General features: G+C 28.6%; 25 protein-coding genes and 1 pseudogene. 8 read left to right on the plus strand and 18 right to left on the minus strand.

Going from position 1 to position 23,449, the window contains the following annotated elements:
* The 5 genes and pseudogenes from L3J60_RS10160 to L3J60_RS10180 all read right to left on the minus strand — a co-directional run.
* On the minus strand, positions 1-1,207 hold a 1,207-nt coding region (locus L3J60_RS10160; protein WP_291975401.1), incomplete at its 3' end, for a hypothetical protein.
* A gap of 32 nt (positions 1,208-1,239) precedes the next feature.
* Positions 1,240-1,869: a hypothetical protein gene (locus L3J60_RS10165; RefSeq protein WP_291975402.1), complete on the minus strand. Its 630-nt coding sequence runs from the start codon at positions 1,867-1,869 to the stop codon at positions 1,240-1,242.
* 84 nt (positions 1,870-1,953) lie between these two features.
* A complete protein-coding gene (locus tag L3J60_RS10170; RefSeq protein ID WP_291975403.1) occupies positions 1,954-2,469 on the minus strand; it encodes a T9SS type A sorting domain-containing protein in 516 nt (171 codons plus the stop codon).
* 279 nt (positions 2,470-2,748) lie between these two features.
* Positions 2,749-3,636 (minus strand): hypothetical protein, encoded by an 888-nt coding sequence (locus L3J60_RS10175; RefSeq protein WP_291975404.1) that lies wholly within the window; start codon positions 3,634-3,636, stop codon positions 2,749-2,751.
* 424 nt (positions 3,637-4,060) lie between these two features.
* Positions 4,061-4,769, minus strand: a pseudogene (locus L3J60_RS10180) (hypothetical protein).
* 369 nt (positions 4,770-5,138) lie between these two features.
* Here L3J60_RS10180 and L3J60_RS10185 point away from each other — a divergent pair.
* Complete coding sequence (locus tag L3J60_RS10185; RefSeq protein ID WP_291975405.1) at positions 5,139-5,711, plus strand: peroxiredoxin; 573 nt, start codon at positions 5,139-5,141, stop codon at positions 5,709-5,711.
* On the opposite strand, the gene L3J60_RS10190 is transcribed toward L3J60_RS10185, so the two are convergent.
* Complete coding sequence (locus tag L3J60_RS10190; RefSeq protein ID WP_291975406.1) at positions 5,708-6,928, minus strand: MFS transporter; 1,221 nt, start codon at positions 6,926-6,928, stop codon at positions 5,708-5,710. The two genes, L3J60_RS10185 and L3J60_RS10190, sit on opposite strands and share 4 nt — an antisense overlap.
* A 106-nt stretch (positions 6,929-7,034) precedes the next feature.
* On the opposite strand from L3J60_RS10190, the gene L3J60_RS10195 reads away from it, so the two are divergent.
* The gene (locus L3J60_RS10195; protein ID WP_291975407.1) at positions 7,035-7,649 is read left to right on the plus strand and encodes a DUF1684 domain-containing protein; all 615 of its coding nucleotides are present in this window, start codon (positions 7,035-7,037) and stop codon (positions 7,647-7,649) included.
* Between the two features lie 71 nt (positions 7,650-7,720).
* Here the strand turns inward: L3J60_RS10195 and L3J60_RS10200 are convergent, their stop codons facing one another.
* The 6 genes from L3J60_RS10200 to L3J60_RS10225 all read right to left on the minus strand — a co-directional run bounded on the left by L3J60_RS10200 (position 7,721) and on the right by L3J60_RS10225 (position 12,218).
* Positions 7,721-8,407 (minus strand): hypothetical protein, encoded by a 687-nt coding sequence (locus L3J60_RS10200; RefSeq protein ID WP_291975408.1) that lies wholly within the window; start codon positions 8,405-8,407, stop codon positions 7,721-7,723.
* A 161-nt stretch (positions 8,408-8,568) separates the two neighbouring features.
* Positions 8,569-9,768, minus strand: coding sequence for an ammonium transporter (locus tag L3J60_RS10205; protein ID WP_291975409.1), 1,200 nt, complete (start codon positions 9,766-9,768; stop codon positions 8,569-8,571).
* Between the two features lie 32 nt (positions 9,769-9,800).
* On the minus strand, positions 9,801-10,139 hold the full coding sequence (locus L3J60_RS10210; protein WP_291975410.1) for a P-II family nitrogen regulator: 339 nt from the start codon (positions 10,137-10,139) through the stop codon (positions 9,801-9,803).
* Positions 10,140-10,338: 199 nt separating this feature from the next.
* Entirely contained in the window at positions 10,339-10,710 is a 372-nt protein-coding gene (gene crcB, locus L3J60_RS10215; RefSeq protein WP_291975411.1) for a fluoride efflux transporter CrcB, read from the minus strand.
* Positions 10,711-10,713: 3 nt separating this feature from the next.
* Positions 10,714-11,676 carry a BT_3928 family protein gene (locus L3J60_RS10220; protein ID WP_291975412.1) on the minus strand — a complete coding sequence of 321 codons (963 nt, stop codon included), beginning with the start codon at positions 11,674-11,676 and terminating at the stop codon, positions 10,714-10,716.
* Positions 11,676-12,218, minus strand: coding sequence for a DUF1599 domain-containing protein (locus tag L3J60_RS10225; RefSeq protein WP_291975413.1), 543 nt, complete (start codon positions 12,216-12,218; stop codon positions 11,676-11,678). The genes L3J60_RS10220 and L3J60_RS10225 overlap by 1 nt, the downstream gene beginning before the upstream one ends.
* A 61-nt stretch (positions 12,219-12,279) precedes the next feature.
* On the opposite strand from L3J60_RS10225, the gene L3J60_RS10230 reads away from it, so the two are divergent.
* The 4 genes from L3J60_RS10230 to cdaA are packed head-to-tail and all read left to right on the plus strand — an operon-like array spanning position 12,280 to position 15,223.
* Entirely contained in the window at positions 12,280-12,861 is a 582-nt protein-coding gene (locus L3J60_RS10230; protein ID WP_291975414.1) for a TIGR00730 family Rossman fold protein, read from the plus strand.
* Positions 12,861-13,694: a dihydropteroate synthase gene (folP, locus tag L3J60_RS10235; protein ID WP_291975415.1), complete on the plus strand. Its 834-nt coding sequence runs from the start codon at positions 12,861-12,863 to the stop codon at positions 13,692-13,694. The genes L3J60_RS10230 and folP overlap by 1 nt, the downstream gene beginning before the upstream one ends.
* Positions 13,691-14,404, plus strand: a complete 714-nt coding sequence (locus L3J60_RS10240) for a hypothetical protein (RefSeq protein ID WP_291975416.1) — start codon at positions 13,691-13,693, stop codon at positions 14,402-14,404. The genes folP and L3J60_RS10240 overlap by 4 nt, the downstream gene beginning before the upstream one ends.
* Before the next feature lie 45 nt (positions 14,405-14,449).
* On the plus strand, positions 14,450-15,223 hold the full coding sequence (gene cdaA, locus L3J60_RS10245; RefSeq protein ID WP_291975417.1) for a diadenylate cyclase CdaA: 774 nt from the start codon (positions 14,450-14,452) through the stop codon (positions 15,221-15,223).
* On the opposite strand, the gene L3J60_RS10250 is transcribed toward cdaA, so the two are convergent.
* Both L3J60_RS10250 and truA read right to left on the minus strand, forming a co-directional pair.
* On the minus strand, positions 15,220-16,983 hold the full coding sequence (locus L3J60_RS10250; RefSeq protein WP_291975418.1) for an ABC transporter ATP-binding protein: 1,764 nt from the start codon (positions 16,981-16,983) through the stop codon (positions 15,220-15,222). The two genes, cdaA and L3J60_RS10250, sit on opposite strands and share 4 nt — an antisense overlap.
* Positions 16,976-17,764 (minus strand): tRNA pseudouridine(38-40) synthase TruA, encoded by a 789-nt coding sequence (gene truA, locus L3J60_RS10255; RefSeq protein WP_291975420.1) that lies wholly within the window; start codon positions 17,762-17,764, stop codon positions 16,976-16,978. Before truA ends, L3J60_RS10250 begins: the two co-directional genes overlap by 8 nt.
* Before the next feature lie 27 nt (positions 17,765-17,791).
* On the opposite strand from truA, the gene L3J60_RS10260 reads away from it, so the two are divergent.
* Positions 17,792-18,286 (plus strand): metallophosphoesterase family protein, encoded by a 495-nt coding sequence (locus L3J60_RS10260; protein WP_291975421.1) that lies wholly within the window; start codon positions 17,792-17,794, stop codon positions 18,284-18,286.
* On the opposite strand, the gene L3J60_RS10265 is transcribed toward L3J60_RS10260, so the two are convergent.
* The 3 genes from L3J60_RS10265 to L3J60_RS10275 form a co-directional block, all read right to left on the minus strand.
* Complete coding sequence (locus L3J60_RS10265) at positions 18,283-19,992, minus strand: tetratricopeptide repeat protein (protein ID WP_291975422.1); 1,710 nt, start codon at positions 19,990-19,992, stop codon at positions 18,283-18,285. The two genes, L3J60_RS10260 and L3J60_RS10265, sit on opposite strands and share 4 nt — an antisense overlap.
* A gap of 18 nt (positions 19,993-20,010) precedes the next feature.
* The gene (locus L3J60_RS10270) at positions 20,011-20,721 is read right to left on the minus strand and encodes a response regulator transcription factor (protein ID WP_291975423.1); all 711 of its coding nucleotides are present in this window, start codon (positions 20,719-20,721) and stop codon (positions 20,011-20,013) included.
* Between the two features lie 99 nt (positions 20,722-20,820).
* Positions 20,821-21,255, minus strand: coding sequence for a DUF4293 domain-containing protein (locus L3J60_RS10275; RefSeq protein ID WP_291975424.1), 435 nt, complete (start codon positions 21,253-21,255; stop codon positions 20,821-20,823).
* A gap of 221 nt (positions 21,256-21,476) precedes the next feature.
* Between L3J60_RS10275 and rho the strand changes: the two genes are divergently transcribed.
* Entirely contained in the window at positions 21,477-23,219 is a 1,743-nt protein-coding gene (gene rho / locus L3J60_RS10280) for a transcription termination factor Rho (RefSeq protein ID WP_291975425.1), read from the plus strand.
* A gap of 111 nt (positions 23,220-23,330) precedes the next feature.
* Here the strand turns inward: rho and L3J60_RS10285 are convergent.
* Positions 23,331-23,449 (minus strand): IS3 family transposase (locus L3J60_RS10285; RefSeq protein WP_291974669.1); only part of this gene is annotated, 119 nt, incomplete at its 5' end.

Genomic DNA, 23,449 nt, shown 5'->3' on the forward strand with positions numbered 1-23,449 from the left:
TTGCTGCTTGTGCAGGAGTAATTCCTGTTTTGGATGTGTTTATAGCTATCGCCGTGTTTTGTGTAGTTTGCTCTGCTTGTAATGTTGAAATATCTGTTGCATTGATCGCAATTCCTGAAATATCTTGGTCTCCTGTGTTTGTTCCACTGGTTGCGGCTATAATTGCTGCTTGTGCAGGAGTAATTCCTGACTTAGCTGTATTTGCAACAACATCGGTATTTGCAGACACTCTAGCTTCTGTATAATATAAATTAGTAGAGCCTTCTGTTAAATTATCTGTTGTAGAAGAAGCTACATGATTTACATCACTCACTTTAGCGGTGTTCAATGCAATAGCCGTATTTTGTGTAGTTTGCTCTGTTTGTAATGTTGAAATATCTGTTGCATTGATCGCAATTCCTGAAATATCTTGGTCTCCTGTGTTTGTTCCACTTGTTGCGGCTATAATTGCTGCTTGTGCAGGAGTAATTCCTGTTTTGGATGTGTTTATAGCTATCGCCGTGTTTTGTGTAGTTTGCTCTGCTTGTAATGTTGAAATATCTGTTGCATTGATCGCAATTCCTGAAATATCTTGATCACCTGTGTTTGTTCCACTGGTTGCGGCTATGGTTGCGGCTTGTGCAGGTGTAATTTCAGTTTTAGCTGTATTTAAAGCAATGGCTATATTTTGAGTAGTTTGTCCCGCTTGAAATGTTGATATATCTGTTGCGTTTAACTGCTCTGCAGCAATTGCTCTAGCCTGTTCAGCAAGTATATCTGTAGCGTTATCATTAATTAATTGAACTGCTGTATCATTTAATGGTTGTGGCATATATGATAGATTTTGCTCACTTAATGGTGTAAAATTACTTCCGCTTCCTGAAAAATCAATGGCTACTTGTAATTTTTTTATAGTTCCATCCCATACAATATCAGAAAAGTTATTAGAGCTTGTAACCGTTCCTGCTCCAATAAGCAAATTTATCATGCCATATTTATCCGTACTTGTGGCATGGTATTCTTGATATTCTTCGTTACTTGAAGCGTCAATTATTGTAAATTGAATTACAACTGAGCTATTTGCTAATATATTTCCCTGTGCATTTTCACCTGGGATTTGTTGTTCATTTGGATTTAAAATTACCGCTTGGTAACTAATTCCTTTGGTTTGTGAGTATCCTTGAATTAAGGTAAACACAAATATCACTAATGTTAGTATTCGTTTCATATTTATAAGTATTAGGGATTCAATTATATTATTTAAAATTTATCTGAAATATTAATTAAAAGGCCAAAACTTAAGTTGTGGCTAATAATTTTTAACTCTTCCAAATCTGCATTATTGACAGTTCCACTTTTAAGAGTTAAACTTTTTCTATACATATATTGTGCGTAAAAAGAAAGATTTTCTGAAATAGGGTGCGAAAATCCAAGTCCGATTCCTAAATTAAAAACAGTCTTGTTAAAATCCGCTACCTTCTTTAAATTAATGACTTTATTATTAAGGGTTTGATTCCCATTCACTAAGAATCCAGCTGAAGTTGTTCCTTTTATATAAATAACAGCTTTCTTAATATTGAACATTTCATAATCAAGTCCAGCGTTAAACTCTAAATAGTTTACATCCCATTCCATGAAATTTCCTACAACATTATCGCTTCCAATTGCACCATATCCAGCATAGGCAATTCCTAAAGATCCTTTTAACTTTTTTATAAATAGTTGATCTTTATAACCTAATGCCATAAAACTATGTGTTGTTGATTGTAAATTGTCTAGTGTTTGATCTTGATTATTATGGTAATCAAACGATGATACGGTTTTCCCGGCTTCAATATAGAGTTGCTGAGCGGTTCCAATGGTTACATACAATAGTAGTACCAATAGCATTGTGAGTTTTTTCATTTTACAAATTTTAAGAATGGTTAATTATTGATTAAAAAAAGGTTTTTAAATAACCTAAAATGTATTCGGTTACTTTTTTATAATTGTTTTTATGAACTGCCTATTATTGGCTTTCACCTTTAATATATATTTTGCTACAGACAAATCTTTCAGTGTTATGTTGATGTGTTTATTTGCTTTATAGCTATTAACGAATAGCAAACGACCCAATAAATCATAAACTGATACCCTAATATCATCTTTTATTTCTTCAGTAAAAGAAAGGGAAATGTTTTCCACAAAAGGATTAGGATATACTATAACTTTTAAATCTAACGGAATGAGCTTATCTATTATTTTTGCCAACACATTTGGTTGGATAAAGCCCTGTCGAAGGGTATACTTATTATTCTCATAAGTACCAATAGCACTAGTTTGCCCAATACTTTGTTGAATTACGTACTCTTTATTATTTATTAAAATGTTTTCTGAAGAGCCTGCAACGCCTGTGGTTGATCTTACCAAGTGCTCAGAAGATGTATTTTGGGAGTTGATTTGTTGAATAATTGTAAAAACAATTAAAAACAGGAGTAGTTGTTTTAGCATAATTATAGGGTTTTAAAGATGTAAATGTACTTAACTCATTATTCAACAAATGATTTTACAGCCCCCGAAAACCCCCCGATAATTAAAAAAATAGCTTTTTATTGCGTTTATAGCCCCGTTTATCTAGTTTTTATTACTTTTTATTTGACTCTATTATAAAGAATATTGTTCAAAAATGTGGGAAATTGTAGTGAATTTAAATTTCAATAAATAGTTGATATAGAAATACTTGTTTATTATAAATAAACCATTTTAAAATATTCCATAAAAAGAATGAAATTACTTGAGAGAGTACAAAAACATCGTAAGATTTTCATTTTTATGTAGGTTCATTTTCTTTCTTAATATTCCTCTAATATTTTCTATCGTTTTAGTACTTCTATGCAAAATTTCTGCCAATTCTTTTGTGTTGTAATTTTGGCTTAATAAACATGCCACTCTAATTTCATTGACTGACAACATTGGATAATCTGTAAGTAGTTTTGTGTAAAAGTAACTGTTAACCTCTTTAAACCGAACATCAAACTCTTCCCAAATTTTTGATTTATATGGAAAATTATTTAGAGATCTAATAAAATTATGAATATCAGAATTTTTTTTCTCCGAGAGATTATCTAAATTATTTTTTAATTCAAATATTATATTTTTATTAACCTCTCTTAAAGACGCAATATTTAATTCCTTTTGAGTAAGCTCCTTTTTCTTAAGGTTTAATTCGAGTTGAATTTTTTCAGCAGATAATCTTAAAATTTCCTTTTCTTGCCCTACAACATCTCTAATTAATCTTTTAGTATACATCAGCGAAATGCTATACGCAAGCATTATCAATATAATTTGATAGGAAAAGATGAATAATGCTTCAGAATTACCTAAATTAAAATAATTTAAATTTTTTTGTTGTAAAAAATTAATTAAAATAATACGACCTACTTGAATAATAAAAAGAATACAAAAAACAAAACCAACCCCTTCTGTTATTTTTCGCATTTTTAAAGGCACTCTGATTAACATTAACCAAGCTATTTGAAAACTTAAAAACAAATAGCTTACAGAAAGAATAAGACTTCTCGCATTTATATCTGGTTTAAAAAAGGTAAAATAGTATTGAGATAATAAAAAAACAATAATCAAAAGGTAGTTTTGAATTTGTATTCCTTTTTTATTCACAAATTGTTCTAAACCTATCAATAGTATAACCGTGGAAGAAACCACTAAGGTATTTCCAATTACACCCCATTCGGTGATACTATTGCGAAAAAATAAAAGTGTATTTCCTGAGGAACTCATTATAAAACTCAGAAATATTAAAAATGATTTTGGAAATCTTTTTTTTACCTGCAAATATAGTGAGCCTATTAATAACGCACTTATAATGTTAATGATTATATAGCCAAAAAAAGCGGTACGAATGTCAATATGAAACATATTAATCTGTGTTAATAAAAGTTATTTTTAACATGTTAAAGGTAAAATATTAGATGAAAAATTTAATTTAAATTATATTGGTTAAATGTAGTAAATAATCATTTAAAAAAAATTGTAGCTAAAAATTATTTATATTTTAAACTTAAAGAAAAATTGAGGTCAGTAGTTATGAATATATAATTTTAGTTTGATAAATTTTATTTGATTTGACCATCCTTTCAATCAAATTATTAAAGATATTTATTTTACTTCTAGATATGTTTAAACGATAACAAAACTCATCTAAATACCTGTTTATATTAAAAATCACTTACCCAAGAATAGGTTGTCCTAATCCAAGATTTGACTTGATGAATCATTGTGTGTATTTTCCGTTATTACTTTCTATTTGTGTAATGTTATAATCTTTGAATAAAGGACGATAACCTCTCCATTGGTCTAGTTGTTATCATTGCATTTTCGATGTTACTCCAAAACGAATGCCCATATAACTTGCAGACAAACTTTTTGTGGTAGTTGACATCTCAAAACAAATAAAAAATACTTTACGTAATCCAAATTTTACCTTATGGAATAAGGTGTTTGCTGATGCCGTTTCTGTATGACTACATTTAATGAACTACCTCGACGCAAGCATACGAGGTATCAAATAGGAAATTCCTTTTTTATTTCGACGCAGAGCGTCGGGGAATTAAACCCAAAAAACAATTAAAAGTGCGTGCAAAATTCTTACGAATCTGACTCGTTTTATTGCCACATTTTACGCAGCTAAATCTGTTTTTCCATTTGATATATGTTAAATATAATTTGCAATTATCATCCGTTTTGAAGTATTCACTAAACTCTAGAAGGTTTTGACCTTTAAAAATATCCATAATTCCCTTATTTTATCAGCTACTAATAGATGAAACTATCTACTAACCTCAAAAGAAATTTAAGGCAGAACAAAAATAGCTAAAGCTGCTTTTGAAATTTTAACAATTTTATTAACTGATTTTAACAGCTAAAACCTATTTTTGTATATTCGTGAAATCTCATAAATTTATAATGTCCGTCATTCTGAACCTGCCAGCAGCAGGCGGGCTTGTTTCAGAATCTCATGATGATTGTAAATCAACATAATAAAGTGATACCCTAAAATAAACTTGCCTGTTGGCAAGCAGGTTTAGGGTGACGTGTTAGCCATATGACTAAAAACAGATATACATAATCTACTTTTACAAAATACTACTAAAACTAAAAAAATGAAATATTTTTACGTATTAATTGCTATAATTACCATTAACTTCAACATTTTTTCCCAAGAAACAAGCCAACCTGAAAAAGGTGATAAAATTGGTGATTTTTCTGCTTTAAATGATAATGGAAAACTTTGGAATTCATCTGAAGTAAATACTCCGTTTTTAGTGGTTTACTTCTATCCTGCTGCAATGACAAGTGGTTGCACTAAACAAGCTTGTGCTTATAGAGATGATAAATCGAAATTAGAAAAAATGGGAGTAACCATCATTGGAATTAGCGGTGATGAAGTTAAAAACTTAAAACATTTTAAAGAATTGTATCATTTAAATTTCACCTTACTTTCAGATGCTAATGGTAAAATTGCACATAAATTTGGAGTTCCAACTTCAAAAGGTGGTTCTATAAATAAAGCATTTAATGGAAATAATTTTTTACTAACCAGGGGAATAACCGCTTCTCGCTGGACTTTTGTTTTAGACAAAAATAGAAAAATTATTTATAAAAATTCGGAAGTAAATGCTGCTAAAGACAGTAAAAATATTATGGAAATTATTTCAAAAATTCAGAAAGGTTAATTTATTTTAGATTCTTTTTGCAAAGTGTTTTGTAACCAAATCATTAATAAAACAGCTACAATTCCTAAACTTCCCATTACATACCAATTGGCTTCAAAGCTGAATCGTTCTATTATTTCCATTCCTGTTTTTGCACTAAAAATATGAGCCATTGAAAATGCCATAGTGTACATAGCTAAATATTTTCCTTCTTTACCAGATGGAGCTCTATTCATAGCAAAATTATTAGTAAACGGAAATGCCAACATTTCACCAAAAGTTATTAATACCATACTAATAATTAAAATTCCTATCCAATTTGATAAATTCAATGCAAAAAAACTTAATGCAAATAAAACCAAACTCCAAGTAATTATCTTTAATTTATTTAAAGTTGATTTTTCTATTTTATGAATTAAAGGCATTTCTAAAATAAAGATTAGCATTCCGTTAATGGACATTAATAATCCTATTTCAACTTCATTTAAACCATGACTTGACTTATAATATAACGGCATGGTGGTAAATAATTGTAAAAACACGAATCCCATTAAAAAAATAACTCCCAAAAAAATAAGATATGATTTATCTTTAAAAATAGAAATATCATTATTTTCAGGTTCATCTAAATTTCTATTTAAAACTGCTTCTTTCTTCTTCAAAACAATTCGCATCAATAAAATAGCAACAATACAAGTAATGCCATCAACCCAAAAAAGTCCCGGATAATAAAGTGTTGCAATAATTAATCCACCTAAAAAAGGTCCAAATGAAAAGCCTAAATTAATTGCCAATCGTATTAAAGTTAAAGACCGAGTTTGATTTTCTGGTTTACTATATGCTTTTAAAGATACAAATATTGCTGGTCTAAAAGTATCTGCAACAAGCATAGTAAAAAACATAGCTAAGGAAAAACCATAAAAAGTAGTTACATATTGTAATCCTATAAATAAGAATCCTGTAATTAGTAAACTCCAAAACATAACTGGATAAAAACCTATTTTATCGGTCAACTTACCTCCTAACCAAGAACCAATTACAGAACCCATTCCAAAAAAAACCATAATAGTTCCAACTTGTGCTAGTGAAAATTTTAAATCTTCAGTTAAATACAACGATAAAAAAGGCAAAACCATGGTTCCTGCCCTATTAATAAAGGTTATTAAAGCAAGCCACCAAACTTCTTTTGAAAGTCCTTTAAATGAATTTTGATAAGATGCTACCGTCTTTTTTATCATTTTGTAAAACTACAATAATCTATAACTATATTTTACGGCTTATTTTTGATTTATTTTATAATTAAATCTAAATATAAAATTCTTATTTTTGATTAAATTTTTATCCATGAAAAAAATTATACTTTTATCTTGTTTATTTATTGGAATAGCAAGTTGTAATAAAAAAAAACTAAGTTACTCTGATGAAATTAAACAATTTCAATATGAATTAAATGTTGAATATAACAATCCAAAAACCTCTCCGTTAACCAAAGAAGATTTAAAAACATTCAAATCTTTAGAATTTTTTCCTATTGATAAAAAATATCAGGTAGAAGCTACTTTAAAATTAACACCTGATTCACCAATAATGGAAATGCAAACTACTACAACAGAAATTCAATTATATAGAAAATTTGCTATTGCTACTTTTCAATTAGATGGAAAAGAATTTAATTTAAGCTTGTACAAAAGTCAAGATTTAATGCAGAATCCTGAATTTTATAATTATTTATTTTTACCATTTAACGATTTATCTAATGGTAAAACTACCTACGGAGGTGGTAGATTTATAGATTTAAAATTGCCGTCAAAAAACACTAAAACCATTATTATAGATTTCAATAAAGCCTACAACCCATATTGTGCTTATAGTCATCGATATTCCTGTCCAATTCCACCAAAAGCAAACAGCTTAAACATTAAAATACTTGCTGGTGTAAAAGCATTTAAAAAAGAATAGCAAAAAGCCTATTCAGCAAATTTATGAATAGGCTATAACTTAAAATAATTAACTAAATCTTTATCTTATTTTTAAATAGAGATTGTAAATACTAAATAAGAATTATCTGTATCAGGATTAAAAATTGCTGATGCAGACACTCCTAAACTATATGAATCTGTGATTTTTATATCTTTTGAAGCCGTTAATCCAAAATTGGTTAACTTATAATTAGTATTGGTAGCATAAATTCCATTTCCACCCGCAACAAACGCTTCTAATTTAACAGAATCAACCGTAAATGGATACTTTAATTCCGTGTAAACCGAATTTGAATCATCATTATAAACATTCACACCAATCATTATTGATAAAGGGAATTTTTTTACACCATCAAAACTTATTGTTGCCTCTCCTGTATGCCTTTGTATCATAAAATAACCAGCAGAAGCTAAATCTCTAGGAAATGAATAATCTGTAAATCCCAATGAAATAGGGCCAATAGCATAACTTGCATAGATATCAAATTCTTGACCAACTACTTGTCCTCCTGTTTCATATGAAGCCCATGCACCTAGAGTTAAATCTCCTATTTTAAATTCCAAATAAGGTTGAACAGCAGGTGAATCTGAAAATTCTAACCCTCGCCAAACATATCGACTTGCGAAATCAGCACCTATGTCAAAGGTAGATTTTGATTTGGTTACTTCTTGTGCAAAAATATTCGAGACAAATCCTATAACTGCGAATATTACTATATAATTTTTTATTTTTTCCATTTCTTCTATTTTTTAATAATATATATCCGTTTTGTGTCATATTTCATATTTATACGTCAACCTGAAACAAGCCCGCTTGTTGCTAGCAGGTCCATGGTGACGAACATTTTATGATTAATTACGGGTAATCAATTTTTTAATTAATAATTATTTGATACTTATTATTCATTAAAACAATTTGCTTTATGTTCGTGAATATCTAAACCATCAACTTCTTCTTCTTTAGAAACTCTTAATCCCATTGTTTTTTTCAAAATGAATAATACAATAAATGATATAGTAATTGCCCAAGCTGCAATTGCAAATACACCAATAGCTTGAATACCTAATTTATGGAAACCTCCACCATAAAATAAACCACCATCAGTAGCAAACAATCCTACCAATAAAGTTCCCAATGCTCCTGATACTCCATGAACTGATATAGCTCCAACTGGGTCATCAATTTTTAATTTTTTATCTATAAAGTCAATTGAAAAAACCACCACAACTCCTGCTATAATTCCAATTGCTAAAGCTCCCGCTGGGCTAACAGCAGCACAACCTGCAGTAACGGCTACCAAACCAGCTAAAATACCATTTAAGGTCATGGAAATATCAGGTCTGCCATAAGCAATCCAAGTAACAAACATGGCACTTAAAGCTCCAGCAGCTCCAGCGAGATTAGTAGTGATGATAATATCAGCTACATTATTTGCATGTTCGCCACTTATTGCTAATTCTGAACCACCATTAAATCCAAACCAACCAAACCAAAGAATAAACACTCCCAACGAACCAATTAATAAATTGTGTCCAGGAATTGCATTTGATTTTCCTTTTGTGTACTTCCCAATTCTAGGACCCACCATGATGGCAGCTACTAATGCAGCCCAACCACCAACAGAATGTACCACACTTGAACCTGCAAAATCAGTAAAGCCCATTTTAGCTAACCAACCTCCACTTTGCCATACCCAATGCCCTGAAATGGGATAAATAATAAGCGTCATTAAAAGTGAAAAAATCAAGTATGTTGAAAATTTGGTTCGTTCTGCAATTGCACCTGAAACAATTGTTGCTGCAGTAGCAGCAAATACCGTTTGAAAAAACAAGTTATGCATTTCGTTTGGTTTACTAAAAAACCAAGAAGGAGTTCCAATAAATGAACTAATAGAATCTCCGTACATTAACGAGTAGCCAATTGCCCAAAAAACCACACTACCAATACAAAAATCCATAATATTTTTCATAATAATATTTCCAGTATTTTTTGATCGAGTAAAACCCGTTTCCACTAGTGTAAAACCAGCTTGCATAAAAAACACCAAAATCCCTGCAATTACAACCCACATTAAATCTAATACTGCGTTAGTATCCATAATATATTTTTTAATTAGTTAATTTTTGATGTTTACTTAAGAGCATCTGCACCTTTTTCACCCGTTCGTATTCTATAAGACTCTATAACATCGGAAACAAATATTTTACCATCACCAACATTACCTGTATGAGCAGTTTCTATAATTGCCGCTACAGTTTTTTCTAAAAAAGGATCTGAAACTACGATAGATAAAAACCTACGCTGAATATCGCTTGTGCTATAACTAACACCTCTATACACATGACCTTGTTTTTCATTGCCTACTCCTGTTACGTCCCAGTAACTAAAAAAATTGACTTCAATTTGATGTAATGCATCCTTTACTTCACCAAATTTTGATTTTCGAATAATTGTTTCGATTTTCTTCATAATAAAATAATTTTATAGGTTATATGCGGTCAAAAGTATATTTATATATTTTTACCCCATAATTTTATAGGGGTAAATATTTTATTATTATATATTTTTTATTTTAACCCTCATTTTATTATGGGATAAATAATTTATATATTAAATTATCCATCATTTTATAATGATCGAAATTAAAAAAAAGTTGATTTTTAGAAAATTATAGCAGTTTTGAAAGGTATAAGCCAAAAAAGACTGCTGTAAAACCTAACAATAAAGAACTAGTTGTGTAGGCGAAAAAATGAAGATAGTCTCCATTTTTAAAAAAGATGTGATTTTCGTAAGCAAAAGTGGAAAAAGTAGTAAAACCTCCACAAAAACCGGTAGCTAAAAGTAACGATTGACTTTGAGATAAATGAGGTGTTTTAGCTAAATAACCTAATATTAAACCAATTAACAAGCTTCCTAAAACGTTTGACAACATAGTGCCATAAGGAAGATGAGTATCAAAATTATTCACCCATTTACTTAGCAAATACCTAGAAACGCTTCCAAATCCTCCACCAAGAAAAACTAATAAAACTTGTTTCATTTTTTATAAATTAATTTCATCTATATCTCTTACATTCCACTTACCTGTTACAGTCCCATTTTTTAAAATTACAATTCCTGGATTTGCTCTTATTATGGTTTTTAATGTGGTTTCATCACAAAATAACATTTCAAAATTGAAATTATATTCTTGCTTATATTTTAGATATGTTTCATTTAATGAAGAAGACAATGCGTAAACTAAATAACCTTCTTTCAAGGCTTTATCTGTTATTACTTTTACATTTTTAAATCCTCCTTTTCTACTTTTTTCAATAGAGTTCATCACCACTAAAAGCACTTTAGGAGCTTCTAACACTTTGTTTGTTAAATCTTCTCCTTTATTAGATTCTAATAAAAAATCATGAACTGGTGGAAAATCATCACCAACATATTGCATTTGAGCTGGAATATTTTTTCCAACTGCATAAGGTCTAAAATCAATAGTTGGTAAATGTAATAATACATGATACATTAACGTAAAACTTCCTAAAAGTGATAAAAAAGCAATCCAATTCAATAATGAAATTCTACCGATAGGTTTTATTTCTTTTACCTTAAACAATAGAAAAACAATTAATATTAAAAAGAATACATTTTTATAAAAAGTTTGCCAAGGCGTTAAAGTTATGGCATCACCAAAACAACCGCAATCTGTAACTTTATTGTAATATGCTGAGTACCAAGTTAAAAACAAAAAGAATAAAATTAAGAGTAATAAACTCCAAACTGTAATTTTAGGATAATACCCGATTAATAATAATACGCCCAGAAAAAATTCAATAAAAATTAAAAAAACTGCTAATGGTAAAGCGTAATGAATTAAACTTTCTATGTTTAACACATCTGCACTTAAATATTCCTGCAATTTATAACTGGTACCTAACGGATCTACCATTTTTACAAATCCCGAAAAAATAAATGTTACGCCTATTAGTACCCTAGCAATTTGGATTAAAATTTTCATTAATTATTTTCTTTTAAATGAATTAAGGCAAAAATAGCATAATTTATCATATCTTGATAATTAGCATCTATACCTTCTGAAACTAACGTTTTACCCTTATTATTTTCAATTTGTTTAACTCGCAATAACTTCTGCAAAATTAAATCGGTTAATGAACTTACACGCATTTCCCGCCAAGCTTCTCCATAATCATGATTTTTATTCTCCATTAATTGCTTCGTGATTTTTATATGCTTATCGTACAATTTAATAGCTTCTTCATTAGTTAAATCTGGTTGTTCAGCAATTCCTTTCTCTAGCTGAATCAAAGCCATAACCGAATAATTAATAATACCCATAAATTCAGATACCTCACCTTCATCTACTTTTCGGGTAATATTTTCTTGCAATTGTCTTATCCGTTGTGCTTTAATAAAAATTTGGTCAGTAAGAGACGGCAAACGTAGAATTCTCCAAGCACTTCCATAATCTTTTAATTTATTAATGTATAGGGAACGGCATTTTTCAACAACCTGATTATACTGTTTTGAAGTTTGTTGCATGTAACTTTAATTTGCGTAAATTTCGAACAAATTTAAGGAATAAAAAAACATCTTGTTAATTATGAAGAAAATTGCCGTTTTTTGTGGCTCAAGCCTAGGATTTAGTGAGGTTTATAAAAATGATGCTATTAAATTAGGAACCTATTTTGCTGATAATAAAATCAGTTTAGTATATGGTGGAGGAAAAATTGGAATGATGGGAGCTTTAGCAGATTCTATATTGAAAAAAAACGGTGAAGTTATTGGGGTAATTCCGGGGTTACTTCGTCATGAAGAAGTTGCTCATTCAAATATTTCTGAAATGATTGTGACTAAAACAATGAGCGATCGTAAAGTTACCATTAGCAAATTAGTAGATGGTTATATTGCCTTACCAGGAGGATTTGGAACGTTAGATGAAATTTTTGAAGCACTTACATTAAGTCAGTTAGGTATTGAGCAAAAACCTGTAGGTATTTTAAATACCAATGGCTTTTTTAATCATTTAATTAAACAATTAGCCGTTATGGTTGCTGAAGGTTATTTAAAAGAATCTAATAAAAATATGTTAATTACGGCTGATTCTGTAGAAGAATTAATTACTAAAATGAATACTTACAAAGCTCCAAAAATTACCAAAGTAATCAATAAAATAGTAAGTTAATGTACAGTATAAATTGCAAAGGAAATTTGGTGGATTTATCTTCTCCAAAAGTTATGGGAATTTTGAACATTACACCCAATTCTTTTTTTGATGGTGGAAAATATTCCTCTGAAAAAGAAATTATAAAACATGTAGAAAAAATGCTTTTAGAAGATGCTACTTTTATTGATATTGGTGCTTATTCTTCAAAACCCGGAGCTAAACCAATTTCAGAGAAAGAAGAATTAGAACGCATTTTACCTATAATTAAGACTTTAGTAAAAACATTTCCTAAAATAATAATTTCTATAGATACTTTTAGAAGTGAAGTTGCTAAACAATGCGTATTAAATGGTGCTGCCATTATAAATGATATTTCTGCAGGAAGTTTAGATAAAAATATGTTTAGGACAATTGCTGAATTACAAGTTCCATACATCATAATGCATATGCAAGGAATTCCCGTAAATATGCAATTAAACCCAACTTATGATAATGTGGTGCAAGAATTACTTTTCTATTTCTCTAATAAAATTGCACAACTTAGAAAGCTAGGCGTTAACGATATTATTACGGATGTAGGTTTTGGTTTTGGAAAATCCTTATCTCATAATTATCAACTTCTAAAGCATTTGGAACTATTTAAAAACTTAGAGGTTCCTAGTTTAGTTGGAATTTCTCGAAAATCAATGCTTTATAAACCGCTGGAAATTAACCCAGAATCTGCATTAAATGCAACTACCTCTGCAAACACAATTGCTTTATTAAATGGAGCAAACATTTTACGTGTACATGATGTAAAAGAAGCCAAAGAATGCATTAAAATTGTAAATTTGTTAAAAGAAAATTCATGAAGAAAATAATAATCCTACTTATTTTAGTTAGCTTTTTTAGCTGTCAAAAAAAAGAAGTAAAAATACCTACATTACCAAACAAAGGTTTTGAAGAGGTAATTTATAACCACTCTGAAATATGGATGTTTTTCAATGTAAAAGGTAAAGATACTTTAGTAGAAATTAATAAAAAAAATACCATTGCAACAACACATTGGATTTACAATATAGACCGGAGATTACCTTTAAAAACTTTTATTACATCATTAAAAAAAATAAAGTTTAAACATGCAAACTCAGTACATTCAAAAAAAGGGATGCATGATTATTTTAGTTATTCTGATACTATTTCAAAAAAATTATCTTTTATAAAATTCGATTCCATTTCATTTATTACCGATAGTTTATTATCAAAATATGAAATTAAAAAAAATCCTGAAAAATATATTAATTTCAATAACATCAATTTAACATTTAACAAAAATTCCATTTTTTTAAACGATGCAAAAATTAATAAGGAAAAATTTAAAAAAATACTATTAGAGTTTATTGATTTCTCATCAGAAAATAAAATGACCTTATTACATTTGAATTTTAGTGACGATTTATTATATCAAGATTTTTTAAATTATCTAACTTTAGTAAACAACCTTAAATTACCTGAAATTAAAGTAGATTATAAAATGTTTGTGTTTAATAAAAATAAAGTTCCAAATTGCAATTGCAATTAGCCATTTATTATCATAACTTTTTCTATTTTTACAAAAACAAGCTCCATGTTAGATTTTTTAGACTTTTCTTTCCTAAATGCTTTAGACATACTACTGGTTGCAATTTTATTATATTATATATATAAATTATTAAAAGGAACTGTAGCTATTAATATTTTTATTGGAATAACTTTAGTGGTTTTAATTTGGAAAATTACGCAAGCCTTACACATGGAAATGTTAAGTGGTTTACTAGGCACATTAATTAGTGTTGGAGCAATTGCTATTTTAATAGTTTTTCAACCTGAAGTAAGAAAATTTTTATTAATGCTTGGTTCTACTAATTTTACACATCGGCGCAATTTTTTAAAACAATTAAAATTTTTGCAAAGTGAAATTATAAATCCTATGGATGTTGAATCAATAATTTCAGCCTGCGAATATTTAGCCGATAAAAAAATGGGAGCAATTATTGTTTTAGAAAGAAATCAGAGTCTGGATTTTGTAAAATCAACTGGGGACGCTATGAGTGCAGAAGTAAATAAACCAATTTTAGAAAGCATTTTTTACAAAAATAGTCCATTGCATGATGGTGCCGTTATTATTAAAGAAAATTTGATTATAGCTACTCGTATTGTATTACCGCTTTCACAAAAACAGCTACCTGCTCATTTTGGATTAAGACACAGAGCAGCTGTAGGAATTACCGAAAAAACCGATGCCTTATGTTTAGTAGTTTCCGAAGAAACTAGTAAAATAACTTACTTTAACGATGGTGAATTTGTACTATTTAAATCTAACAAAGAACTTGTCGAAATTATTAGATATGATTTAAATTAGGCCACGTTACTTGCAAATTGCATATTATATAAGGTTCTATAATAGCCATTTTTTTGAAGCAATTGTAAATGTGAACCTTGCTCAACTATTTTTCCTTTATCCATCACTATAATTCTGTCGGCTTTTTTTACCGTTGTTAACCTATGAGCAATTATTATTGAGGTTTGATGTTGAGTTATTTTATCTAAAGCTTTTTGAATTAATTTTTCAGAATACGAATCTATAGAGGAAGTTGCTTCATCCAAAATTAAAATACTTGGTTTACTAACATAAGCACGTAAAAAAGCAATTAATTGTCTTTGCCCAGAAGACAACATAACTCCCCGTTCTTTTACATTATAATTGTAATTATTAGGTAAACTCATAATAAAATCGTGAATTCCTATTTCTTTAGCTGCTTTTTTAACTTCATTTAAACTAATAGACAAATCATTTAAAACAATATTATTATAAACAGAATCTGAAAATAAAAATACATCTTGTAACACCACTGCAATTTGATTTCTTAAGGATTTTAGTTCGTAATCTTTTATATTAGTTTGGTCAATAGTTATTTCTCCTGAATTTGTTTCGTAAAACCTATTTACTAAATTAATAATTGTAGATTTTCCTGCTCCCGTTGCTCCAACAATCGCCACAGTTTCACCAGCATTTACATTAAATGAAACTCCTTTAAGTACCTCTTCACCTATAATATAGCTAAAATAAACCTCTTTAAAAGATATATTTCCACTAAACCTACTTGCTTCAACTTTTCCTTTATTTTCAATTAAACTTTCAGTATCAAACACCTCAAAAACCCGATTACCAGCAACCATTCCCATTTGTAATGTATTGAATTTATCTGCAATTTGACGAAGCGGTCGAAATAACATTTGCGACATCATTATAAAAGCAATAATTTCTCCAACATTTGTAGTGCCTGAGTTAACAATATCCAATCCTCCGTACCAAACCATTAAACCTACTGCAATAGAAGATAAAATTTCAGCAATAGGGAAAAAGATGGAATAATACCAAACCGTTTTTATATGTGCTTTTTTATGATAATCATTAATTTTTACAAAATTTTCATATTCCAATTTTTCACGGTTAAACAACTGAACAATTTTCATTCCTGTAACTCGTTCTTGCACAAAACCATTTAGGTTTGCTACTTGTTTTCTCACTTCTTGAAAAGCACTTTTTATTGCCATTTGAAATATTTTAGTAGCATAAATTAAAATTGGTAAAATAATAAATGCAATTAAGGCTAGTTTCCAATTCATCCAAAGCATAACTATTGCAACCACAATCATTTTTAATAAATCGCTGATAATCATAAACAATCCTTGTCCAAAAAACTGAGCAATAGTTTCAGTATCAGATACTAAGCGTGTTACCAATTTACCTACAGAAGAATTATCAAAATAGGTCATTTTAAAACCTAACATATGTTTTTGAAGTTCTACTCTTATATCTCTAATTATATGTTGACCAAACCAATTAACTTTATAAATAAATACGAATTGTAATATAACTTCAGCAATTAGAAACACAATCATCAATAAAGAAAAATTGAGTATTCCAACTTTATCTTTATTTTTAAAATAAATATGTACTATTTTTTGTAATAAAATAGGACGAGCCACTGCAACTAATGATAATAAAATAGCAGAAACTATACCTATAATAAATTGCATACGATATTTACTTGCAAAACTCATTAAGCGTTTAAAAATATGCATATCAAAAGCTTTTCCTGTTACTTTTTTACTCATTTATTGTGTTTTTTGGATAAGTTATTTTAGTCAAAAATAATCCCTTTGCTGGAACTGAAGATCCCGCATTCTTTCTATTTTTACTTTCAATTATGTTTTTAAAATCATCTAAAGTTATTTTTTCTTCACCAACATCTAATAACGTTCCTACAACTGCCCTAACCATGTTTCTTAAAAATCGATTTGCTGTTATTTTAAAAATTAGATTATTTCCTTCTAAAGTCCATTCAGCATTTAAAATTTTACAATTATAAGTTTTAACATCAGTATTTGAACGAGAAAAACATTTAAAATTTTTATAATCAAACATCAATTTTGCCGCTTCGTTCATCATATCAATATTAAATCTTTTCTTAATTAATTGCCAAGTAATATCATTCTTAAATGGATTTCTTCCTAAATAAATATGATATTCATAACTTCTTGAAATTGCATCAAACCTTGCGTGTAAATTATCATCCGTTTTAAAAATACTATAAATAACAATATCATCGGGTAAAATAGCATTGGCTTTATAGATAACTTCTTCGGTATTAATTTTACTATTTACATCAAAATGTGCGTAAAATTCAGTTGCATGAACACCAGCATCGGTCCTACCGGCACCAACAACATCAATAGTAGGTTTTAATAATGTACTCAAGGTTTTATTAACCAATTCTTGAATAGTAATTGCATTTGGTTGGTATTGCCAACCATGATAATTTGTTCCTTTATATGCAAGTTTAATAAAATATCTCAACTGAAATGTTACTTTTGTATAATTGCAAATATACAGCATATTTGTGAGTTGATTTTTAATTATAAAATGAAAAAAATTCTTCTTTTATCAGATACTCATAGCTACATAGATAAGCAAATGTTAAAGTATGTAAAACAATGTGATGAAGTTTGGCATGCCGGAGATATTGGTGCTATTGAGGTAGTTGATACAATTAAAAAACTTAAACCTCTGCGTGCTGTTTATGGTAATATTGATAATCATATTATTAGAGCAGAATATCCCTTAGATGCTAAATTTAACATTGAAGAAGTATCGGTTTGGATAACTCATATTGGTGGTTATCCAAATCATTATAATGCTAGAATTAGAAAAGAAATTCAACTAAATCCTCCTAAATTATTTATTAGTGGTCATTCGCATATTTTAAAGGTGATGTATGATAAAAAACTGAATATGTTGCATTTAAATCCAGGAGCTGCCGGGAAACATGGTTTTCACAAAGTTAGAACAATGCTACGATTTCAAATAAATAAAGATAAAATTTCTAATTTAGAAATAATAGAATTTAAAAGACATTAATAAACTATTGGTACTGATATAAATATTCGTGTTCCAGCTTCTGAAGATTTAATATTAATGATTCCATCTAATACAAGAATTCTTGCTTCAATTTGACTAAGCCCAACGCCATCCTTTCCTCTAATTTTATCAATATCAAATCCAACACCATCATCAAAAACAACTACTTGTAATTTACCATTAAGTTGTTCAAGTTTAACCATTCCATTTTGAGCATTACTATGTTTTAACATATTATTTACCATCTCGGTAATGATATTAAATATTTTAATTTCAAAATTTTGATTAAAACGAGTAATATTTTTTAAATTTGAACTAATATTTAAGGTAGAATTAGAAGTTTTATCACATAAATCTTGAACCGCTGCTGTTAATCCAAATTTTAATAAAGTAGAAGACATTAACTTATGAGATAAATCCCTAATTAGAATTGAGGCATCTGAAATAATAGCTTGAGATTTATCAATTTCTTTTGGAGCATTTTCTCCTAATTGCTTTTTACTGGCAAACAAATGTAAATTGGCTGCGGATAATAAAGCACTTACATTGTCATGTAAAACTGAGGCTATTTGTTTTCGCTCTTCCAATCTACCATCTAAAGTCGCTGCTAAAATTCTAGATTGAGCATCGCTTTTAATTTTTTCAATATTGGCTCTATTCACCAACTGTTCCTGTTCCATTTTAAGAATATAATTCTTTTTGGAAAGCTTATATAACTTGTAAAACACATAAACAGCTAACAATAATAAAACAGAAGCTATAATTAATCCTTTAGAAAGTAATTCTGCTTTTAACCGTTTAGACTTTTCAACTTCAGCTTCTTTTTCCTTTTTAGCAACTTTATATTTTGATGAAATTTTAGCAATTTCCTTATACTTTAATTCTCGCTTTAAGGAATCATCAATAACGGTATATTTATCTTGAAATTCAAACGCTTTTTTATAATTGTTTAACCCACTATAAGCATAGGCAATATTAATAAATGCAGATCTTCTCGTTTTTTTATCCAACTCATTTTTACCATTTCCTACCAATAAAAGTACTTTTTGAAACATTTTAAGTGCATCTTTATATTTACCTTGCATATAGTAAATACTTCCTAAGTTATTTAAAATACCTGCTTCAATTTCTTTATTTCCAAGTATCTTCTGATAATTTGCAGCAATTTTAGAATTAGCAATTGCCTTATCATAATCTTCTTTTAAATAGTAAATACCTGCTAAATTAGCATGTATTTTAGCTTTTAAATCTTCTTTATGTGCTACTTTTTTATTTAGCTCAACAGCTTTTAAGTAGTTTGCCAAAGCACTATCTACTTTTGCATCTAATTGAAAATTTCCTCCTTTTTTAAAATAGATGTACTGTAAAGTTTCATAGTCGGTTTTAATTAACGGAATTATGTAATTATAACTTAAATTAGATTTTTTATAATTTCCATTTTCACGTAAAATATCTGCCAACATTCTGTGACTATTAATAATGGCGAGGGTGTCCTTTTCTGCTTCTACTTCATCAATTACTTTATACAATTGTTGAATGGCTTCTTCGGTTTTATTCTGGATAATTAATTTCTGAATAAGTTTTAATTTTTGATTTTTTAATTTTATTGGATTTTGAAAAGCTTCAATTGAATTTTTTGCAGAAATATTACCAATAAAAAATAATCCAATTAAAATAACTAAAAATACTCGTTTTACGAATTTCATTATATTTAAAAATGAAAATTAAACAATATTGTTTTTAACTGCATAAATAGCTAAACCAACCACATTTTTTACATTTAATTTTGAAATTAAATTTTTCCGATGTGTTTCAACTGTGTTTATGCTAATATGAAGTAATTTACTAATTTCTTTTGAATTATACTGCTCTGCAATCAATTTTAAAACTTCTATTTCACGTGGAGTTAGTGAACTAAAAAAAGCACTTTCACTAGATTCTTTACCATTTTTTACGGATTTTTTGGTAAAGGTAGCAATTAACTTATCTTGGATACTTTTACTAAAATATTGCTCTCCACTATAAACAGTATTAATTGCTTCAACAATGTTTTCAGCTGCACTATTTTTAGCTAAAAATCCACTAGTGCCAATTTTTAAAACTTCTTTAATAAGTTTAGTATCATCATAACTAGATAGAACAATAACTTTTTGGTCTATCTTTTTCGTAAAAAAATATTGCAGAACGCCAACACCATCAATTTTTGGCATATTAATATCTAAAATTAAGATATCAGCAGTATTATTATAAAACCAATTAATTACATCTTCACCATTTAAGGATTGCCCAACGACTTCAATGTTTTTTTCGGATGATAACACTGCTATTATACCATCAATTAAAAGTTGATGATCATCTGCAATATGAACTTTTATCTTTTTCAATATTTTCCCTTTTTCAAAAGTATGTAAATAATTAATCTTAACTATACCCAAAAATAGTGATTTTTTTTAATCACGGTAAACCGTGATAATAAAAAACCATTTCTTAATAGAAATGGTTTTTATTGCACTAAATATACTAAGATGTTAGGTTTAACGTAATCTATCAACAGATTTTACAAGCTCTTCATCCTTTTTTATAGCTTTATTAGCTAAAGAGATAACTACTATAGTTATAATAGGGATTAATAGCCCAATACCTTTCTCAGAAATTTTAATTTCTCCAGATAAGTTTTGTGAAAAATATACGAGAATACCTAATAAAATAAAATTGATCAAAATAATAATTCGTCCCACTACAAATTGTAATTTTCTATTTTTAAACAGAAAGATATCAATAAAGGACAATAAACCTGAGACAAAAAATAAAATTGTCACACTTTTTAACAGCAAGTTATTACTAGCAAAAGCATCTAAAACATAAAATTTATCTCCCGCCAAGTTTTTCCATAAATAAACTAAAAAAATTAAGCCTACAGATAAAAAAGTAGCAAGCAATAAATAAACAGATTGTATTCTTTGAATCATTTTAAAATAATGTTTGACAAAAATACGGTTTATTTTTAAAGAAATAAAAGATTAATTATATAAAATAAATTTATATATTTGCATAACATTGCGTATTTAACAAATACATAACTACAACTAAAATAAACTATTTACCACAAAATTTATTCACAAATCAATCCTTAATGCATATAGGATATTTAAAAAGATTTTTATACAAATTAAAATTATAACTTATTATAATGTTTGAAATTTCCCAATTGAAGGAGAAAACCTTAGTTGAGTTGCAAGAAATTGCAAAAACTATAGGTGCAAAAAAGTACAGCCATTTAAAAAAATTAGACTTAGTCTATTTAATTTTAGATATTCAAGCTACAGCTCCTACCAAAGTTATTAAAAAAGATACTACTTCTTTAGATAACAAACCCAAAAGAAAACGAATTATTAAAAAGCCTAAAAGTTCTTCTAACCCTCAGAAAAAGGAGAACAACCAATTGGCTATTAATTTAAAAACTCCTGAAAAAGTTATTGAACAAAAAAAAGTAATTGTTCAAAAGCCAGCAGACCCTTTGGAAAATAAAGTCCAAAATGAGAGTTTACCAACAAAAGAGAAAACTGTAAAAACTCAGGTTAAGGTTGAAAATAATTCTCAAGAAGAATCAAAGAAACCAAATAAGCCAATACAAAATAAAAATCAGGATAGGCCACAAAAGCAAAATGAGAATTCTCAAAAAAATCCTGTTACAAACCAACCAAGAAAACAAGTTGATCATCAACAAAAAAATCAACAGCATAAAAACAGACAACCAAACCAACAAAAAGGTCAACGCATAAATAATGGAAATCGTTATAGAGACCCAGATTATGAATTTGACGGTATTATTGAAAGTGAAGGTGTTTTAGAAATGATGCCTGATGGTTATGGTTTTTTAAGATCATCCGATTATAATTATTTATCATCACCTGATGATATTTATTTATCACAATCTCAAATTAAATTATTTGGATTAAAAACTGGTGATACTGTTAAAGGTGTGGTAAGACCTCCAAAAGAAGGTGAAAAATATTTCCCTTTAATTAGAGTTTCTAAAATTAATGGATTAAATCCTAATGTGGTTAGAGATAGAGTTTCATTTGAGCACTTAACACCATTATTCCCAAAAGAAAAATTTAATTTAGCAGGTAAAAACAGTACACTTTCTACCCGAATTATCGATTTATTTTGTCCTATTGGTAAAGGTCAAAGAGGTATGATTGTTTCCCAACCAAAAACGGGAAAAACCATGTTGCTCAAAGATATTGCAAATTCAATAGCATCTAATCACCCAGAAATTTATCAAATAATTTTATTAATTGATGAACGTCCTGAAGAAGTTACTGATATGCAACGTAGCGTTAGAGGCGAAGTAGTTGCTTCAACTTTTGATGAACCAGCAGATAAACACGTTAGAGTAGCTAACATTGTATTAGAAAAAGCAAAACGTTTGGTAGAATGCGGACATGATGTAGTTATTTTATTAGATTCCATTACTCGTTTGGCTAGAGCATACAATACCGTTGCACCAGCTTCAGGAAAAATATTATCTGGTGGTATTGATGCCAATGCATTACATAAGCCAAAACGTTTTTTTGGTGCTGCCCGTAATATAGAAAATGGAGGTTCATTATCTATTATTGCTACCGCTTTAACTGAAACTGGTTCAAAAATGGATGAAGTGATTTTTGAAGAATTTAAAGGAACGGGTAATATGGAATTACAGTTAGATAGAAATATCTCCAACCGAAGAATTTATCCTGCTATTGATTTAGTTAAATCTAGCACTCGTAGAGATGATTTATTGTTAGAACCAAAAACAGTTCAACGTATGTGGATTTTACGTAAATACTTAGCGGATATGAATCCTGTGGAAGCTATGGAATTTATTAAAGATAAAATTCAATATTCTAAATCTAATGAAGAGTTTTTAATATCTATGAATAGATAAAATTTAAAATTAAGGCATAAAATAAAAAAAGGCGAACAAATTATTGTTCGTCTTTTTTTTGTGTTAAAATTTAATAACAATGGACTACCTACTAAATTTGGGGCAATTTTCTTAAGCCACTTTATTAATAATTCCTTTCAATTTTATTTCCATTTCTAGGGGAGAAAGGTATCCTAAACTAGAATGCAGTCTTTTGGTGTTATACCAGGTAATATAATTGTGTATAGATT

The organism is Lutibacter sp. (assembly GCF_021647475.1).
Taxonomy (GTDB): domain Bacteria; phylum Bacteroidota; class Bacteroidia; order Flavobacteriales; family Flavobacteriaceae; genus Lutibacter.

Bases quoted from the DNA above. Each gene is read 5' to 3' on its own strand.
- L3J60_RS10165 (WP_291975402.1), bottom strand. From the start codon at position 1,869: ATGCTATTGGTACTACTATTGTATGTAACCATTGGAACCGCTCAGCAA.
- L3J60_RS10170 (WP_291975403.1), bottom strand. From the start codon at position 2,469: ATGCTAAAACAACTACTCCTGTTTTTAATTGTTTTTACAATTATTCAA.
- L3J60_RS10185 (WP_291975405.1), top strand. From the start codon at position 5,139: ATGAAATATTTTTACGTATTAATTGCTATAATTACCATTAACTTCAAC.
- L3J60_RS10190 (WP_291975406.1), bottom strand. From the start codon at position 6,928: ATGATAAAAAAGACGGTAGCATCTTATCAAAATTCATTTAAAGGACTT.
- L3J60_RS10195 (WP_291975407.1), top strand. From the start codon at position 7,035: ATGAAAAAAATTATACTTTTATCTTGTTTATTTATTGGAATAGCAAGT.
- L3J60_RS10200 (WP_291975408.1), bottom strand. From the start codon at position 8,407: ATGGAAAAAATAAAAAATTATATAGTAATATTCGCAGTTATAGGATTT.
- L3J60_RS10205 (WP_291975409.1), bottom strand. From the start codon at position 9,768: ATGGATACTAACGCAGTATTAGATTTAATGTGGGTTGTAATTGCAGGG.
- L3J60_RS10210 (WP_291975410.1), bottom strand. From the start codon at position 10,139: ATGAAGAAAATCGAAACAATTATTCGAAAATCAAAATTTGGTGAAGTA.
- crcB (WP_291975411.1), bottom strand. From the start codon at position 10,710: ATGAAACAAGTTTTATTAGTTTTTCTTGGTGGAGGATTTGGAAGCGTT.
- L3J60_RS10220 (WP_291975412.1), bottom strand. From the start codon at position 11,676: ATGAAAATTTTAATCCAAATTGCTAGGGTACTAATAGGCGTAACATTT.
- L3J60_RS10225 (WP_291975413.1), bottom strand. From the start codon at position 12,218: ATGCAACAAACTTCAAAACAGTATAATCAGGTTGTTGAAAAATGCCGT.
- L3J60_RS10230 (WP_291975414.1), top strand. From the start codon at position 12,280: ATGAAGAAAATTGCCGTTTTTTGTGGCTCAAGCCTAGGATTTAGTGAG.
- folP (WP_291975415.1), top strand. From the start codon at position 12,861: ATGTACAGTATAAATTGCAAAGGAAATTTGGTGGATTTATCTTCTCCA.
- L3J60_RS10240 (WP_291975416.1), top strand. From the start codon at position 13,691: ATGAAGAAAATAATAATCCTACTTATTTTAGTTAGCTTTTTTAGCTGT.
- cdaA (WP_291975417.1), top strand. From the start codon at position 14,450: ATGTTAGATTTTTTAGACTTTTCTTTCCTAAATGCTTTAGACATACTA.
- L3J60_RS10250 (WP_291975418.1), bottom strand. From the start codon at position 16,983: ATGAGTAAAAAAGTAACAGGAAAAGCTTTTGATATGCATATTTTTAAA.
- truA (WP_291975420.1), bottom strand. From the start codon at position 17,764: ATGCTGTATATTTGCAATTATACAAAAGTAACATTTCAGTTGAGATAT.
- L3J60_RS10260 (WP_291975421.1), top strand. From the start codon at position 17,792: ATGAAAAAAATTCTTCTTTTATCAGATACTCATAGCTACATAGATAAG.
- L3J60_RS10265 (WP_291975422.1), bottom strand. From the start codon at position 19,992: ATGAAATTCGTAAAACGAGTATTTTTAGTTATTTTAATTGGATTATTT.
- L3J60_RS10275 (WP_291975424.1), bottom strand. From the start codon at position 21,255: ATGATTCAAAGAATACAATCTGTTTATTTATTGCTTGCTACTTTTTTA.
- rho (WP_291975425.1), top strand. From the start codon at position 21,477: ATGTTTGAAATTTCCCAATTGAAGGAGAAAACCTTAGTTGAGTTGCAA.